Annotated in this window: 13 protein-coding genes and 4 pseudogenes; 14 read left to right on the top strand and 3 right to left on the bottom strand. The window is 75.2% G+C overall.

Going from position 1 to position 15,858, the window contains the following annotated elements:
* The first annotated feature begins 176 nt into the window (after nucleotides 1–176).
* From OVA14_RS13175 to OVA14_RS13605, 8 genes and pseudogenes are all read left to right on the top strand, one after another.
* Nucleotides 177–359 carry a DUF2256 domain-containing protein gene (locus OVA14_RS13175; protein WP_267504274.1) on the top strand — a complete coding sequence of 61 codons (183 nt, stop codon included), beginning with the start codon at nucleotides 177–179 and terminating at the stop codon, nucleotides 357–359.
* Nucleotides 356–1,804 carry a cryptochrome/photolyase family protein gene (locus OVA14_RS13170; RefSeq protein WP_267504273.1) on the top strand — a complete coding sequence of 483 codons (1,449 nt, stop codon included), beginning with the start codon at nucleotides 356–358 and terminating at the stop codon, nucleotides 1,802–1,804. The genes OVA14_RS13175 and OVA14_RS13170 overlap by 4 nt, the downstream gene beginning before the upstream one ends.
* A 46-nt stretch (nucleotides 1,805–1,850) precedes the next feature.
* Nucleotides 1,851–2,108: pseudogene (locus tag OVA14_RS13165) on the top strand (MarR family winged helix-turn-helix transcriptional regulator); the annotation flags it as partial.
* Nucleotides 2,109–2,193: 85 nt separating this feature from the next.
* The gene (locus tag OVA14_RS13160; RefSeq protein WP_267504272.1) at nucleotides 2,194–2,340 is read left to right on the top strand and encodes a hypothetical protein; all 147 of its coding nucleotides are present in this window, start codon (nucleotides 2,194–2,196) and stop codon (nucleotides 2,338–2,340) included.
* A 78-nt stretch (nucleotides 2,341–2,418) separates the two neighbouring features.
* The gene (locus OVA14_RS13155; RefSeq protein ID WP_267504271.1) at nucleotides 2,419–2,841 is read left to right on the top strand and encodes an organic hydroperoxide resistance protein; all 423 of its coding nucleotides are present in this window, start codon (nucleotides 2,419–2,421) and stop codon (nucleotides 2,839–2,841) included.
* A gap of 31 nt (nucleotides 2,842–2,872) precedes the next feature.
* Nucleotides 2,873–3,283: a hypothetical protein gene (locus OVA14_RS13150; protein ID WP_267504270.1), complete on the top strand. Its 411-nt coding sequence runs from the start codon at nucleotides 2,873–2,875 to the stop codon at nucleotides 3,281–3,283.
* A gap of 62 nt (nucleotides 3,284–3,345) precedes the next feature.
* Nucleotides 3,346–3,618, top strand: a pseudogene (locus OVA14_RS13610) (alcohol dehydrogenase catalytic domain-containing protein); the annotation flags it as partial.
* A gap of 398 nt (nucleotides 3,619–4,016) precedes the next feature.
* Complete coding sequence (locus OVA14_RS13605) at nucleotides 4,017–4,325, top strand: zinc-binding dehydrogenase (RefSeq protein ID WP_324288016.1); 309 nt, start codon at nucleotides 4,017–4,019, stop codon at nucleotides 4,323–4,325.
* Between the two features lie 146 nt (nucleotides 4,326–4,471).
* Here OVA14_RS13605 and OVA14_RS13140 read toward each other — a convergent pair whose 3' ends face one another.
* Nucleotides 4,472–5,365: an Lrp/AsnC family transcriptional regulator gene (locus OVA14_RS13140; protein ID WP_267504269.1), complete on the bottom strand. Its 894-nt coding sequence runs from the start codon at nucleotides 5,363–5,365 to the stop codon at nucleotides 4,472–4,474.
* Nucleotides 5,366–5,583: 218 nt separating this feature from the next.
* Between OVA14_RS13140 and OVA14_RS13135 the strand changes: the two genes are divergently transcribed.
* From OVA14_RS13135 to speB, 5 genes and pseudogenes are all read left to right on the top strand, one after another.
* Complete coding sequence (locus OVA14_RS13135; protein WP_267504268.1) at nucleotides 5,584–6,909, top strand: MFS transporter; 1,326 nt, start codon at nucleotides 5,584–5,586, stop codon at nucleotides 6,907–6,909.
* Nucleotides 6,906–8,580, top strand: a pseudogene (locus tag OVA14_RS13130) (amidohydrolase). The gene OVA14_RS13135 and the pseudogene OVA14_RS13130 overlap by 4 nt, the downstream one beginning before the upstream one ends.
* Nucleotides 8,577–8,837: pseudogene (locus OVA14_RS13600) on the top strand (thiamine pyrophosphate-binding protein); the annotation flags it as partial. The pseudogenes OVA14_RS13130 and OVA14_RS13600, both read left to right, overlap by 4 nt.
* Before the next feature lie 560 nt (nucleotides 8,838–9,397).
* Entirely contained in the window at nucleotides 9,398–10,222 is an 825-nt protein-coding gene (locus OVA14_RS13595; protein ID WP_324288015.1) for a thiamine pyrophosphate-dependent enzyme, read from the top strand.
* Nucleotides 10,219–11,193 (top strand): agmatinase, encoded by a 975-nt coding sequence (gene speB / locus OVA14_RS13120; RefSeq protein ID WP_267504267.1) that lies wholly within the window; start codon nucleotides 10,219–10,221, stop codon nucleotides 11,191–11,193. The genes OVA14_RS13595 and speB overlap by 4 nt, the downstream gene beginning before the upstream one ends.
* 19 nt (nucleotides 11,194–11,212) lie before the next feature.
* Here speB and OVA14_RS13115 read toward each other — a convergent pair whose 3' ends face one another.
* Nucleotides 11,213–12,376, bottom strand: a complete 1,164-nt coding sequence (locus OVA14_RS13115) for an SLC13 family permease (RefSeq protein WP_267504266.1) — start codon at nucleotides 12,374–12,376, stop codon at nucleotides 11,213–11,215.
* A gap of 1,178 nt (nucleotides 12,377–13,554) precedes the next feature.
* Here OVA14_RS13115 and OVA14_RS13110 point away from each other — a divergent pair.
* The gene (locus tag OVA14_RS13110) at nucleotides 13,555–14,436 is read left to right on the top strand and encodes a sensor histidine kinase (protein WP_267504265.1); all 882 of its coding nucleotides are present in this window, start codon (nucleotides 13,555–13,557) and stop codon (nucleotides 14,434–14,436) included.
* Nucleotides 14,437–14,470: 34 nt separating this feature from the next.
* On the opposite strand, the gene OVA14_RS13105 is transcribed toward OVA14_RS13110, so the two are convergent.
* Nucleotides 14,471–15,046, bottom strand: coding sequence for a TetR/AcrR family transcriptional regulator (locus OVA14_RS13105; protein WP_267504264.1), 576 nt, complete (start codon nucleotides 15,044–15,046; stop codon nucleotides 14,471–14,473).
* Nucleotides 15,047–15,858 lie beyond the last annotated feature (812 nt).

Below are 15,858 nucleotides of genomic sequence, written 5' to 3'. Positions count from 1 at the left end.
TTCGCGTGGCACGCGGTGGCCTCGCGTCTCACGGGTCGCGAGCCGGGCGACTCGTCCCTCGCACGCGGGAGCGACCGATGCTGACCCGTAGGCCCAGAGGCCCGGATGCGGTGCAGGCTCGGGGGAGCGGTCGGGCGCCCAACCTCCTGTCAGCCGCCCCGCGCACACTGGAGCGCATGGCGCGCGGTACTGGGCATCAGGCGACCCGCGAGCAGAAGCCCTGCGAGCACTGCGGGCGGCCGTTCCAGGACCGCAAGCGCTGGGCCGGCCGCGACCAGTGGGACGAGGTGCGCTACTGCTCGCGCGCCTGCCGCTCGGCCGCAGCCGCGGAGCGCCGTCGCGAGCGGAAGCAGGCATGAGGGCCGCGCTCGTGCTCGGCACGCAGCTGCTCGCGCGGCACCCGGCGCTCGAGGACGACGACGTCGAAGCGCTGCTGCTCGTCGAGTCCGCGGCGCTGTTCGACCGCCTGCCGTACCACCAGCACAAGATCGTGCTCGTGCTTTCGGCCATGCGGCACTGGGCGGCCGAGCAGGAGGCCGCAGGCCGCACCGTCCACCACCTCCCGCACGCCGAGGGCCGAGGCTTCGCCGACGGCGTTGCGCACCTCGTCGAGCTGCACGGCATCGACGGCCTCGCCTGGATGCGCGCGGCCGACCGCGGCGTCGACCGCCGCATCGGCCGCACAGCAGAGCGCGCCGGCATCCGCACGAAGCGCTACGCCGACCGCGCCTTCCTGACGCCCGAGCCCGAGCTCGACGCCTGGTTCCGCGACCACCCGAAGTCGCGCATGGAGGACTTCTACCGCTGGCAGCGGCAGCGCACCGGCATCCTCATGGAAGGCGAGGGGCCCGCGGGCGGGCAGTGGAACTACGACCACGACAACCGCGAGCCGCTGCCGAAGGGCGGCATCGACATCCCGCCCCTGCCGCGCGTCGAGCCCGACGAGCTCACGCGGCAGGTGATCGCGGAGGTGCGCGAGCGCTGGCCCGACCACCCGGGCGATGCGCGCGACTTCTGGCTGCCCGTCACCCACGAGGACTCGCTGGCGTGGCTCCGCGCGTTCGTCGACGAGCGCCTCCACGACTTCGGCCGCTACGAGGACGCGATGGCGGCCGAGGAGCCGTTCCTCTTCCACTCGGTGCTCACGCCCATGCTCAACATCGGGCTGCTGACGCCGCAGGACGTGGTCGACGCGGTGCTCGAGGCCACGGGCGATGTGCCGCTGCCGTCGCTCGAGGGCTTCGTGCGGCAGGTGATCGGCTGGCGGGAGTACATGCGCGGCATGTACCGGGCGCATCCCGAGCTGCAGGGGGCGAACGCGCTCGGGCTCGAGCGCGAGCTCGAGGACTGGTGGTACACGGGGGAGGGGCTGCCCGACGACCTGCCGATCCCCGTGCGCACCGTGCTCGCGCGCGTGGTGCAGCACGGCTACGCGCACCACATCGAGCGGCTCATGGTGCTGGGCAACTGGTTCCTGCAGCAGGGCTACGCGCCGGCGAGCGTCAACCGCTGGTTCCTCTCGCTCTTCGTTGACGCCTACGAGTGGGTGATGGTGCCGAACGTCTTCGGCATGAGCCAGTACGCCGACGGCGGCATGGTCGCCACGAAGCCCTACGTCTCCGGCGGCGCCTACCTGCAGCGGATGGGTCGCTGGTGGTCGGGCCCGAAGGTGGCGAAGGAGTCGGCCTTCACCGAGGGCTACTGGGACTTCCTGCAGCGCCACGAGGCGGTGCTCGAGGGCAACCACCGGCTCGCGCGGCCGCTCGCGCAGATGCGGTCGCGGCGCGAGCCCGACCAGGACTGACCGCACATCAGTTGTGCACAACTCGATTGTGTGCAACCATCGATGCATGCCCACTCCCGAGCCGACCGACCGCGTCACCGACCGCATGGTCTGCTTCGGGCTCTACGCGGCCGCGCGCGCCACGACGCAGGCGTACCGCGCGCTGCTCGAGCCCTGGGGCCTCACCTACCCGCAGTACCTCGTGCTCGCGACGCTCTGGGTGGAGGGCCCGCGCACCGTGCGCGCGCTCGGCGAGGGCATGCAGCTCGACAGCGGCACGCTCTCGCCCCTCCTGACCCGCATGGAGGCCGGGGGGCTCGTGCGCCGCGAGCGCGGCGGCGCGGACGCCCGGGTCGTGACCGTGCACGCCACCGAGCGCGGGCTGGCGCTGCGCGACGAGCCTGCGCCACGTGCCCGCCGCGATCGCCGCGGGCATGGGCATCGACGACGAGGCCGACGGCGAGGCGCTGCTGCAGGCGCTCCACCGCCTCGCAGCCTCCATGCAGGCGCTGGCCGACGAGCCGGCGACCGCATCCGCATCCACCACCGCGGGCTGACGGCGCCCCGCGCCGCCCCGAACGCCGCACACCGACCACCGACCGCTGACCACCGACCCCACGAGGAGAGGAACCACCATGAGCGTGCTCTACACCGCAGAGGCCCTGTCGACCGGCGCCGGCCGCGACGGCCGCGTCGCCACGAGCGACGGCCGCCTCGACCTGCAGATGGCCGTGCCGCAGGAGATGGGCGGCTCGGGCGACGGCGCGAACCCCGAGCTGCTCTTCGCCGCCGGCTACGCCGCGTGCTTCCACTCGGCGCTGCAGGCCGTCGCCCGCCAGCGCAAGGAGCCCATCGAGGGCTCGAGCGTCGGCGCCCGCGTGCAGATCCTCCCGAACGGCGAGGGCGGCTTCCAGCTCGCCGCGCTGCTCGAGGTCGTGCTGCCGGGCGTCGAGCCCGAGACGGCGCAGTCGCTCGCCGACGCCGCGCACGAGGTCTGCCCGTACTCGAACGCGACGCGCGGCAACATCGAGGTCGACGTCCGCGTCTCGGACGACTGACGTGGCTGCGCGGGAGGGTCGGGTCGGCCGCGTGGCGCGCGCCGTCGTGCGGGTGCTGCTCGGCGCCTTCCTGCTGTTCGCCGGCGCCGCGCACCTGAGCTTCGCGCGCGCCGAGTTCCAGGCGCAGGTGCCGCCGTGGCTGCCGCTCGACGCCGACCTCGTGGTCGTCGCCTCGGGCGTCGTCGAGCTGCTGCTCGGCGCCGCGCTGCTGCTGCTGCGCCGCCGCCGGGCGCTCGTCGGGCTCGTCGCCGCCGCGTTCTTCGTGGCGGTGCTGCCCGGCAACATCGCCCAGTGGACCGAGGGACGCGACGCCTTCGGCCTCGACACCGACGCCGCGCGCTTCGTGCGGCTGCTGTTCCAGCCCCTGCTCGTCGCCGCCGCGCTGTGGTCGACGGGCGCCTGGGGCGCGCTGCGCCGCCGCTGGCGCGAGCGCCGCCGCTGACCGCGCGGCCACCCACCACCGGATCCGGCCCCACGAGGGCCACGAAACCGAGAGGAGCACCCATGCGTGCCATCGTCCACGACACCTTCGGCGAGCCGGAGGACGTCCTCCACGTCGCCGAGCGCCCCACCCCCGAGCCCGGCCCCGGCCAGGTGCGGGTGCGCACGACGCTCGCCACCATCCACAACCACGACCTCTGGACCGTGCGCGGCACCTACGGCTTCAAGCCCGAGCTGCCCGCCGCGTCCGGCACGGAGGCTGTGGGTGTTGTCGAGGCGCTCGGCGAGGGCGTCGACGCACTCGCGGTCGGCGACCGCGTCATCGCCGGCGGCATCTTCGGCGTGTGGGCCGAGGCGTTCGTCGCCGACGCCGCCGCGCTCATGCCCGCACCCGAGGGCCTGCCCGACGAGGCAGCCGCGCAGCTCGTCGCCATGCCCTTCAGCGCCATCAGCCTCATCGACCAGCTGGGCCTCGAGCCCGGCCAGGTGCTCGTGCAGAACGCCGCGAACGGCGCCGTCGGCCGCATGGTCGCGCAGCTCGCCCCCGGGCGCGGCATCCGCGTGATCGGCCTCGTGCGCCGCGCCGAGGCCGTGCAGGAGCCTCGCCGACGCCGGCATCGGCGACATCGTCGCCACCGACGAGGAGGGCTGGGCCGACCGCGTGCGCGAGCCTCGCGGGCGACGCGCCCATCGTCGCGGGCGTCGACTCGGTCGGCGGGCGCGCGGCGGGCGACGTGCTCGCCGTGCTCGCGGAGGGCGGCGAGCTCGTCGTCTTCGGCGCGATGGCGCAGCCGACGCTCGAGCTCTCGTCGGGCGACATCATCTTCAAGCAGGCGACGGTGCGCGGCTTCTGGGGTGCGAAGGTCAGCCGCGCCCTCGACGCCGAGACCCGCGGCCGCCTCTTCGGCGAGCTCTCGGAGCGCATCGGCGAGGGCGTGCTGACGCTCCCCGTCTCGAGCACGCACGCGTTCGAGGACGTCGCCGACGCCGTGCGCGCGAGCCTCACCGCGGGCCGCGTGGGCAAGGTGCAGCTGCGCCCGTAGGGCGGAGCGGCTGCGCCAATGGATCGGTGCAGCTGCGCCCGGAGGGCGGAGCCGCGTCGCCCTGGCCGGGGCGACGGGATGCGGAGGGCCGGGCGCGCGATGCGCCCGGCCCTCCGTCGCGCATGCGCTCGCCCGGCGTGCGCGGATCACGCGGTCGCGGGCCGCAGGGTGCGCGCGTAGTCCTCCTTCACGACCGCGAGGTGCAGCCAGGCTTCGACCCGGCGCACGCCCGCGAGCGAGCGGATGCGCTCGAGGCTCGCGAAGAGCGCCCCGGCCGAGGGCTCGACGAGCGTCGCGACCGCGTCGAAGCGGCCGAGGGTGCGTGCGGCGAAGTCGACGCCGCGCCATCCGCGGAGCGCCGCGAGCACGGCCTCGTCGTCGTCGGCGAGCACGAGGCCCACGCCCATCGAGAGCTGCCGGTGGGTGAGGCCGCGCGCCTCGACGGCGGAGATCGTGATGACGCCGGCCGCGATGAGCCGCTGCACGCGCGTCGTGACGGCCGAGGGCGAGAGCCGCACGGCCTCGGCGAGGGCGCGGTAGCGCATCCGCCCGTCCTGCTGCAGCAGCTCGATGAGCGCGGTGTCGATGTCGTCGATCACGATCTCGCCCGCGTAGTCGGAGACGAAGAAGCCCTTGACGACGGTCGTGTAGATGAGGGTCGAGATGTCGGCGACGCCGGGGGCCGCGCGCAGCGTCGCGAGCAGCTCCTGCAGCTGCGCCGTGGAGCCGACGCGCACCTCGGTGACGAGGTCGTGCGCGCCGCCGACCGCCGAGACGAGCACCGTCTCCTGCATGCCGCGGAGGCGCTGCGCGACCGGCTCGACGGCGCCGTCGACGCGCACGGCGACGTGCGCGAGCACGTGCTGCCCGAGGAACGCCGGGTCGACCGCCGCGACGACGCGCACCGCGCCCTCGGCGAGCATGCCGCGGAGCCGGGCGGACACCGCGGCCCGGGGGTGGCCGAGCCGCTCGGCGAGCGCGTGCACGCTCGCCCGGCCGTCCTCCTGCAGCGCGCGCACGAGCTCGGCGTCGAGGTCCATGGCAGTCCTCCCTGGATGCGGGCGAGAAACCGGGAAGCGCGCCGCGGCCCGCTCGATGCTCCAGCGTAGGGCCGTTCGCGCAGGACGGCGAGGGGTGAATCGCTGATGATCGTGATCAGAACTCCGGCGCCTGCCGCCGAGCCCTGGACTTCTGCGCTTTGTGCGACCCCGGATCGCGCGTACGATCCCGCACAGTCCCCAGAGCCGCGAAGGAGCGGATGATGACCGCAACGACCAGCAGGGCCCGGCGCGCCGGGCTCGCAGCATTCGTCGGGACCACCATCGAGTGGTACGACTTCTACGTCTACGCGACCGCCGCGGCGCTCGTGTTCGGCCCGCTCTTCTTCCCGAGCGAGGATCCGCTCGCCGAGACCGCCTCCGCCTTCGCCACCTTCGCCGTCGCCTTCCTCGTGCGGCCCCTCGGCGGCATCCTGTTCGGCCACATCGGCGACAAGCTCGGCCGCCGGCGCTCGCTCGTGCTCACGCTGCTGCTCATGGGCGTCTCCACCGTGCTCGTGGGCCTCCTGCCCACCTACGCCGACATCGGCTTCATGGCGCCCGTGCTGCTCATCGCGCTCCGCGCGCTGCAGGGCCTCGCGGTCGGCGGCGAGTGGGGCGGCGCCGTGCTCATGAGCGTCGAGCACGCCCCGGCGAAGTCGAAGACGTTCTACGGCGGCTTCACGCAGCTCGGCAACCCCGCCGGTGCCCTCCTCGCCTCCGGCGTCTTCGCGCTCATGACCCGCGCGGGCGACGACTTCATCATCGACGGCGGCTGGCGCATCCCCTTCCTGCTCTCGATCGTGCTGATCGGCGTGGGCCTGTGGGTTCGGTACCGGGTCGAGGAGTCGCCGGTGTTCGAGCAGAAGGTCGAGGGCCGCAAGCAGTCGATGCCGCTCGCCTTCGCGCTGCGCGCCAACTGGCTGCCGATTCTGCTGGGCATCGGCCTGCTGCCGATCTCGACGGGCGGCTACTACCTCGCGACGACCTTCGCCACCGCCTACGCCACCGGCGAGGGCGTGGGGCTCAGCGAGCAGCTGATCCTCGACGCGATGACCGTCGCCTCGCTCGTCGAGTTCCTCGTCACGCTGCCCATCGCGTGGCTCGGCGACCGCTGGGGCCGCAAGAACGTCATGTACATCGGCCTCGTCACCTCGGTGCTCACCTTCGCGCCGTTCCTGCTGGTCATGCCCGGCCGGGTCGAGCCGCTCGTGTTCCTGCTCGCCTCGCTCGTGCGCATCGCGATGAGCGGCACCTACGCGCCGATCGCCGCGATCCTCGCGCAGATGTTCCGGCCGCAGGCGCGCTACACCTCCATCGCGCTCAGCTACGGCGTCGGCGCGGCGATCTGGGCGGGCTTCTCGCCCTGGTTCGCCACGCAGCTCATCGCCTGGACGGGCAGCGTCTGGTCGGTCATCGCGATGTTCGTGGGCATGGCGATCATCGCCGGCATCTGCACGCGCCTCGCGCCGCAGCACTCCGACGAGGCGCCCGTCACCGAGTCGTTCGCCGCCCGCACCGACACCACGGAGCACACCGTCCGATGAGGAAGCTCACGCCCTTCGACCGCCCCGCCCAGGCCGCGCCGCTGCTCGTCGTCGCGCGCGCCGTGCACACCGCCGACGCCGAGGACCGGGTCGCCCGCGCGATGCTCGTCGACGACGGCCGGATCGCGGCGATCGGGGAGGAGGCGGCGTGCGCGGCCGCGGCCGAGGCCGCGGGGCTCGCGCCCGAGCGGCTCGACCTCGGCGACCGGGTCGTCGTGCCCGGGTTCGTCGACGCGCACGCGCACCCGCTCATGCTCGGCCAGATGATGACCTGGGTCGACTGCGGGCCCGAGCGCGCGGGCAGCATCCCCGAGGTCGTCGCGCTGCTGCGCGCGGCGGCCGAGGCGCTGCCCGCGGGCCGGCCCGTGCGGGGCTACGGCTACGAGCAGCGCAACCTCGCCGAGCGGCGCCACCCGACGCGCTTCGAGCTCGACGAGGTCGCGGCCGACCGCGAGGTGTACCTCATGCACGCCTCCGGCCACGGCGGGGTCGTCAACTCCTTCGCGCTCGCCGCGGGCGGCGTCGACCGCGACACCCCGGATCCCGAGGGCGGCACCTTCTTCCGCGACGCCGAGGGCGAGCTCACGGGCGAGCCTCTCGGATGCCGCGTGCAACATCCTCACGGGCGTGCACGGCGTGAAGGTGGGCCACCACGGGCCCAACTTCCACCTGGCCGACGAGCCCGAGGAGCACCTGCGCCAGCTCGCCGCCGCGACGGCGCGGTTCCTCGCGGGCGGCGTCACGACCGTCGGCGACGCGCAGGTCTCGCGCCGCGAGCTCGACATGTACCTGCGGCTCGCCGAGGCCGGCGGCCTGCGCCTGCGGGTCTCGATGTACCTGCTCTCGCACCTGCTCGACGAGGCGCTCGCGATGGGCCTCATGGGCGCCTTCGGCAACGCCTTCCTCTCGTTCGCGGGCATCAAGCTCTATGCCGACGGCACGCTCGGCGGCTGGACGGCGTACTTTCCCGACGGCTACGTGGGCGACCCGTGCCGCACGGGGCAGCTGTACCACGAGCCCGCGGAGTACGCGGCGCTCATCTCCCGCGCGCACGCCGCGGGGCTGCAGACGGCGACGCACGCGCAGTCGCCGACCGCGATCGGCATGGTGGTCGACGCGCTCGAGGCGGCGCTCGCGGAGCGGCCCGACCCCGACGCCCGGCACCGCATCGAGCACTGCGGGCTCCCGAGCCCCGAGCAGATCGCGCGCATGGCCGCCGCGGGCATCCGGCCCGTGAACCAGCCGCAGCACTACCGCAGCTGGGGCGAGGGCGTCGAGCAGGCGATCGGCACGCCGGGGGAGCGCTTCAACCCGCTCGGCGAGTTCGCCGCGGCCGGCGTGCCCATCACGATCTCGTCCGACGCGCCCGTCGCCGACCCGATCCCGCTCGAGGCGATCGAGACGGCGGTCACGCGCCTGACGCTCCGCGGCCACCGCCTCGGCGACGACGGGCTGCGCATCCCCGCGCTCGCGGCCCTCCGCGCGCACACGATCGAGGGCGCGAGGACGCTCGGCCGCGAGGACGACCTGGGCTCGCTCGAGGCCGGCAAGTGCGCCGACTTCGTCGTGCTCGACGGCGACCCGCTCGAGGTCGAGCCGGAGGCCATCGCGGCCATCCGCGTGCTCGAGACCTGGGTCGCGGGCGAGCGGCGCTTCGAGGCGGCGCCGTGAGCGCGGCCGCCTTCGCCGACACCGCGGGCCGCGCGGTGCTCGAGACCATCCGCGGCTACGGCGTCGACGCCGTCTTCGGGATCCCGGGCACCCACAGCCTCGAGCTGTACCGCCCGCTCGCCGAGCTCGGCATGCGCGCCGTCACGAACCGGCACGAGCAGGGCTCGGGCTACGGCGCCGACGGCTGGGCGCAGCAGACGGGCCTGCCCGGCGTCGTCATCACGACCTCGGGGCCCGGCCTCCAGAACGCCATGAGCGCCGTGGGCACCGCGTTCTGCGAGTCGCGCCCGCTCATCGTGCTCTCGCCCGGCGTCGCGCTCGGCGCGGAGTTCGCCGATGTCGGCACCCTGCACGAGACCAAGGACGCCTCGGCGATGGTCGGCGCGGTCGCCGAGTGGTCGCGCCGCGTGCGCTCGGCCGCCGAGGCCGTGGAGGCCGTGCACGACGCCTTCGCGCTCTTCCGTGCCGGCAGGCCCCGCCCCGTGCACATCGAGATCCCACTGGACGTGCTCGAGGCGCCCGCCGACGTCGATGCCGCCGCGCGCGCCCCGCGCCCCGCGCCCGCGCCCGCGGCAGGCGAGCCGGAGGCCGTGGGCGAGGCGGCGGCGCTGCTCGCGGCCGCGGCGCGCCCCGCGATCGTCGCCGGCGGCGGCGCGACGCGCGCCGGCGCGCAGCCTGCGCCGGCTCGCCGAGCGCCTCGGCGCGCCCGTGCTCACGACCCTGAACGGCAAGGGCGCCCTCGACGAGCGGCACCCGAGCCTCGCTCGGCGCCAACCTGCGCCTCGCGGCCGCGCGGCGCGTCGCCGAGGAGGCCGACGTGCTGCTCGTCGTCGGCTCGAAGCTCGGCGAGGCCGAGCTCTGGGCGCCGCGGCTCGAGGCCCGCGGGCGCGTCGTCCGCATCGACGTGGCGGCGCCGCAGCTGCAGAAGAACCTCGCGGCCGAGGTCGGCATCCTCGGCGACGCCGCGGCCGTGCTCGACGCGCTGCTCGAACGGCTCGAGGGTCCTCCTGCGCCCGCTCCGGACCTCGCGGCGCCGAGCGCGGCCATCGCGGCCGAGCTGCACGAGACCCTGCCGGGCACCGTCGCGCTCGCCGAGACGATCGCCGGGGCGCTGCCGGAGGACGCGATCGTCGCGGGCGACTCCTCGCAGATCGTCTACCTCGCGCTCGCGAACGTGCTCCGGCAGCCGCTGCCGCACTCGCTGCTCTACACGCCCACGTACGCGACGCTCGGCTACGGCCTCCCCGCGGCGATCGGCGCGCGCGTCGCCCAGCGGGCGCGGCCCGTCGTGGCCGTGCTCGGCGACGGCGCGCTGCAGTTCTGCGTCAACGAGCTCGCGACCGCGCTCGAGCAGCGGCTCGATCTCACGATCGTCTGCGTCGACAACGGCGGCTACGCCGAGATCCGCCAGAACGAGCTCGACCGCGGCATCGAGCCCGTGGGCGTCGACCTCGTGCAGCCCGACTGGGTGCGGCTCGCCGAGGCCTACGGCGCCGTCGCCCGGCGCGCCGCGAGCCACGAGGAGGTCGCGGCCGCGATCCGCGCCGCGATCGCCGAGGGCGGCGTGCAGCTCGTGCACGTGCCTCAGGGCGCCCTGGCCGACCCCGCCACCACGAGCATCGACACGGAGGAGACAGCATGACCGAGCACGAGGGCGCCCAGGCGCCGGTCGGACCGATCGACGCATCCCGGGTGCCGCGCTACGCGGGGCTCGCGACCTTCGCGCGCCTGCCCCGCATCGAGGACGTGCCGAGCGCCGACGTCGCGATCGTCGGCGTGCCCTTCGACACGGGCGTGAGCTACCGGCCCGGCACCCGCTTCGGGCCCTCGCACGTGCGCGAGTCGTCGCGCCTCCTGCGTCCCTACAACCCGGCGCAGGACGTGTCGCCGTTCGCGGTCGCGCAGGTGGTCGACGCGGGCGACATCCCCGTGAACCCCTTCGACATCGACGAGGCGGTCGCCGAGGTCGAGCGCGCCGCCGACGAGCTCGCGGCGCGCGCCCCGCGCATCGTGACGATCGGCGGCGACCACACGATCGCGCTGCCGCTGCTGCGCTCGGTCGCGAAGCGGCGCGGCCCCGTGGCCGTGCTGCACTTCGACGCGCACCTCGACACCTGGGACACCTACTTCGGCGCGCCCGTCACGCACGGCACGCCGTTCCGCCGCGCGAGCGAGGAGGGCCTCATCGACCTCACCGCGAGCTGCCACGTGGGCACGCGCGGCCCGCTGTACTCGAAGCAGGACCTCGTCGACGACGAGCGGCTCGGCTTCCGGGTCGTGTCGAGCGAGATGGTCGAGGAGCAGGGCGTCGCAGCGGCGATCGAGGCGATCCGGCGGCGGCTGGGCGACCGCCCCGTCTACGTCTCGGTCGACATCGACGTGCTCGACCCCGCGCACGCGCCCGGCACGGGCACGCCGGAGGCCGGAGGGCTCACGAGCCGCGAGCTGCTGCGGATGCTGCGCGCGCTCGCCGACCTCGACGTCGTCGGCGCCGACGTCGTGGAGGTCTCGCCCGCCTACGACCACGCGCAGCTGACGGGCATCGCGGCGAGCCACGTCGTCTACGAGCTCGTCTCGCTGCTCGCGGCGCGCGCGGCGGCCGAGCGCGGCTGAGCACGACTCGTCCGTCGCGTCAGGGCATGCCCTGCGCGAGCCACAGCGCGAGCGTCGCGGCGGCGACCGTGAGCGGCGCCGCGACGAGCCCCAGCAGCACGTAGCGGCGCCACGAGATCTCGACCCCGAGGCTCGTCAGGCGCGCGTGCCACAGGAGCGTCGCGAGCGACGCCCACGGCGTGATGAGCGGGCCGGCGTTCACGCCGACGAGGAGCGCCGCGAGTCGCGCGGGGGAGTCGGCGACGGGCTCGAGCGCGAGGTACGCGGGCAGGTTGTCGACGACGTTCGCGGCGAGCGCCCCGCCGAGCGAGAGCCGCAGCAGCGCGTCGAGGCCCTCGCCCTCGCCCGCGACGACGGCGAGCGCGGCGGTCATGCCGAGCGCGTGCGCGGCCTCCACCACGAGGAAGAGCCCGGCCGCGAACAGCAGCAGCGGCACGGGCACGAGCCCGATGCCGAGCGCCGCGCGACGGCGCACGGCGACGGCGACGACGAGCACGAGCGCCGCGCCGGTCGCGGGGATCCAGGGCTCCACGCCCGTCACGAGCAGCGGCAGCAGCAGCGCGACGACGGCCGCGGCGATCCGCAGCAGCACAGGGTCCTCGGCGCGCTCCGGCGCCTCCGGCACGAACCGCGCCGCGAGCTCGCGCCGGAAGAGCACGAGCATGATCGCGATCGGCACGAGCGTCGCGACGAGCGCCGGCGCCCACAGGAGCGCGAGGAAGTCGGCGGGGCCGTCGACGCCGAGGCGGTGCGCGGCGAGCAGGTTCGTGAGGTTCGACACCGGCAGCCAGAGCGAGGCGGCGTTCGCGAGCCACACGGTCGCGAGCGCGAAGGGGTGCGGGCGCAGGCCCGCGTGCGCCGCCAGCAGCACGACGACGGGCGTGAGCAGCACCGCGGTGGTGTCGAGCGAGAGGAAGGCGGTCGCGACGACCGCGAGGGCCGCGACGAGCAGCCACAGCACGATGGCGCGGCCCCGCGCGAGGCCGCCGAGCCGTGCCGCGATCGTGCGGAAGAGCCCCGCCTCGGCGGCGAGCTCGGCGACCACCGTGACCGCGACGACGTAGGCGAGGATCGGCAGGACCCGCTCGGCGAGCGCGGCGACGTCGGCCGTCGGGAGGACGCCCGCGAGCACCGCGACGCCGCCGACGAGCAGCAGGCCGAGGCCGACGAGCGCGAGTCGCACGGAGCAACGATAGGCGAGCCCGGGGCGTCGCCCGTCGCGCGCGGCCGCGTCGCCTACGATGCGGAGCATGAGCGCAGCTGGCGGGGCACCCGACCTCGGCCCCGCATCGCAGGACGACCGCACCCGGCCGCTGTGGTGGTGGCTGCTCGCCGCCGTCGCGGTCGTGGGCTCGGGCCTCATCGGCAGGCTCTTCATCCCCGAGGGCGCGACCCTCGCGCTCTGGTGGCCCGCCGCGGGCGTCGGCGCCGCGGTGGCGATGCTCATGGGCCGGCGGGGCGCTTTCGGCGCCGTCGGCCTCGTGCTCGTCGGCACCGCGCTCGCCAACCTCCTCATCGGCAGCCCGGTGACCGTCGCGATCGGCCTGGGCGTCGCGAACGCCGCCGAGACGCTCGTGCTCGTGCTCGTGCTCGGCCTCCACCGCCGGCGCTTCGCGCTCGACACCCTGCAGCAGGGCGTGCGCCTCATCGTCGCGCTCTTCCTCGCCGCGGTCGTCGCGGGCGCCCTCATCGGCCTCGTGCAGGTGCTGCAGCGGGGCCTCGAGTGGTGGCCGACGGCGAGCACGATCGCCGCCTCGCACGCCGCCGCGGTCGCGATGATCGCCCCGCTCGCCGCGCTGCCGCCGCGGGTGCCGCTGCGCGTCGGCCGGCTCGAGGTCGTCGTGCAGGCGCTCGCGATGGCCCTGCTCGTCGCGGTCGTCTTCGCGCCGGGCAACAGCCTGCCGCTCGCCTTCACGGTCTACCCGTTCCTCGCCTGGGCGGCGCTGCGGTTCCCCATCCGCATCGTGCTCGCGGAGTCGTTCGCCGCGTCGCTCGCGATGCTGCTGCTCACGATCGCCGGCGGCGGGCCCTTCGTGCGGCCCGATCTCTCGATCGCCGAGCAGGGCTCGCTCGTCGAGACGCTGCTGTTCACCTTCAGCGGCCTCGCCATCGTGCTCGGCAGCGCGCAGTACGAGCTGCGGCACACGGCGCGCAGGCTCGAGGCCTCCAGCCGCCTGCTCTCGGGCAGGCTCATGGACGCGCAGGTGGGGCTCGCGATCGCCCAGATCGGGCAGGGCGCCGCCGCGCTCTCGTGGGCGAACGACCGCGGTCGGGCGCTGCTCGTCGACGAGCCTCGAGGGCACGCAGTGGCGCGGGCCGCTCCTCGAGGCCGCCCTCGGGGCCGCCGACGCCGACGACCAGGTGACGCTCGAGCTCGACGGGCGCACGATCGCGGTCGGCGCGAACGCGATCTTCGAGGAGCCCGGCGCGCTCGCGATCCAGCTCGTCGACGTGACGCACGTCGTGCAGGCCGTGCGCGCCCAGCAGGCGCAGATCGAGGCCGAGATCGAGCACGAGGCCGCGCGCAGCACGCGCGTGGAGCTCGAGCGGCAGCGCGACGACTTCCTCGCCACGACGAGCCACGAGCTGCGCACGCCCATCACGAGCATCGTCGGCTACACGGAGCTGCTGGCCGACACCGCCTCGGTCTCCGACACCGAGCGCTCCTGGCTCGACGCGATCCAGCGCAACGCGCTGCGGCTCTCGGAGCTCGTCGAGGACCTCCTCACGCTCTCGAGCGCCGCGACGGAGGATCGCGTGCGCAAGCGCCAGCAGCAGCTGCCGTGCCGCGAGCTGCTCGACGAGGCCGTCGCGGGCGTGCAGGTGCTCGCCGAGCGCAAGGCGCAGCGGATCGACGTCAGCGCGGGCGACGAGGAGGTGCTCGCGGTGCGCCACGACCTCGCGCGCGCCGTCGTCAACCTGCTCGCCAACGCGGTGAAGTTCACGCCGCCCGGCGGCAGCATCGCCGTGTCCTCGCACGTCGAGGCGGGCACGGTCGTGCTGACGGTCGCCGACACCGGCCCGGGGATGTCCGACGATGCCCTGCCGCACGCGTTCGAGCGCTTCTACCGTGCGCCGGAGGCCGAGCGCGACAGCATCCCCGGCACGGGGCTCGGCCTCGCGATCGTCGCCGAGCTCGTGCGCCGCAACGGCGGCTCCGCGAGCGTGCGCCGCAACGAGGCGGGCGGGCTGACCGCCGAGCTGCGCCTCGCCGAGGCGAGGACGCCGATCGCGGCGTCCTAGGCCGAGGCCAGCTCGGCGGATCGGCCTCCGGGCGTCAGGCGGTCGCAGGGCCCAGCAGCGCGTCGACGAGCAGCTCGGCGTCGGCGGGGCCCGCAGGCTCCCGCGAGAGCGCGCGGAGCACCACGGCGCCGATGAGCGCCTCGGCGAGCTGCTCGGTGCTCGTGCCGGGGCGGAGGTTCGCGGTCGTGCCGATCGCGGCGTCGAGCCTGCCGGAGACCGAGGCCGAGCCGGCGAGGCTCTCGCGCAGCCGCGCGCCCACCTCCTGGTGCTCGGCCGCCGCGGCGACGAGCGAGCGCACGAGCGCCGGCTCCGCCGCCATGACCTCGAAGACGGCCAGGAGCCACGCGCGCATGTCTGCGCGCACGTCGCCCGAGTCGGGCAGCGCGAGGCGGTCGTCGAAGAGCCGGCCGTCCATGAGGCACTCGGCGACGAGCGCGCCCTTCGAGCGCCACCACCGGTAGATGGTCTGCTTGCCGACGCCCGCGCGCTCGGCGACGCCCTCGATGGTGAGCTGCTCGTAGCCGCGCGCCGCGACGAGCGCGGCCGTCGCCTCGAGGATCGCGACGCGGGCCGCCTCCGAGCGCACGGGCCCGGTGCGGGGGAGCGGCATGGGGCCTCCTGGGCCGGATCGGGGGCGCCCGGCGCGGCAGGCGGCGAGCGCGTCGAGACGAGACGGTGCGTGTTATCTTAGCCACGTTCGTCGACGACGGGAGCGCGCTCGTCTCGGCGCGCTCGAGACCTGGAGGGATCCCCCTTGGCCGAGCTGCTGCACCGGATCGGGACGTTCGCCGCGCGGCGCGCGTGGACCGTCCTCGTCGCCTGGATCGTCGTGCTGGCCATCGCGGCCGGCGGCTTCCTCGTGGGATTCAAGGGCCTCTCGTCGACCTTCGACATCCCCGGCACCGCGTCGGGCGAGGTCATCGCGGAGCTCGAGCAGGAGCTGCCCGACATCGCGGGCGCCACGGGCACCGTCGTCTTCCACCGCACCGACGGGCAGGCGATCGACGCCGACCAGCAGGCGGCCATCGCCGAGGTCGTGGCCGGTGCCGAGGACCTGCCGGGCGTCGCCGGCACGAACGACCCCTTCGCGACCGAGGCGGAGCGCGCCGACCAGGCGCAGCAGCTCGCCGACGGCCGCGCACAGCTCGAGGCCGGGCAGGCGCAGGCTCGACGCGGGCCGCGACCAGGCGGCGCCGCAGCGCGCGCAGCTCGAGGCCGGGCAGGCGCAGGCTCGACGCCGGTCGTGCGCAGGCTCGAGGCCGCCGGCCTGCCGCCCGCGCAGGCTCGCCGCGCAGCAGGCGCAGGCTCGACGCGCAGCAGGCGCAGGCTCGACGCGGGCCGGGACCAGGCTCGAGGCCGCCGAGCAGCAGGCTCGCGGACGGCCAGGCCGAGCTCGACGCGAGCGCCGCGCAGCTCGAGCAG

Source organism: Agrococcus sp. SL85 (assembly GCF_026625845.1).
Taxonomy (GTDB): Bacteria; Actinomycetota; Actinomycetes; order Actinomycetales; family Microbacteriaceae; genus Agrococcus.
The sequence above is the reverse complement of the archived record's forward strand: the minus strand, read 5'-3'. Positions and strand labels throughout refer to the sequence as shown.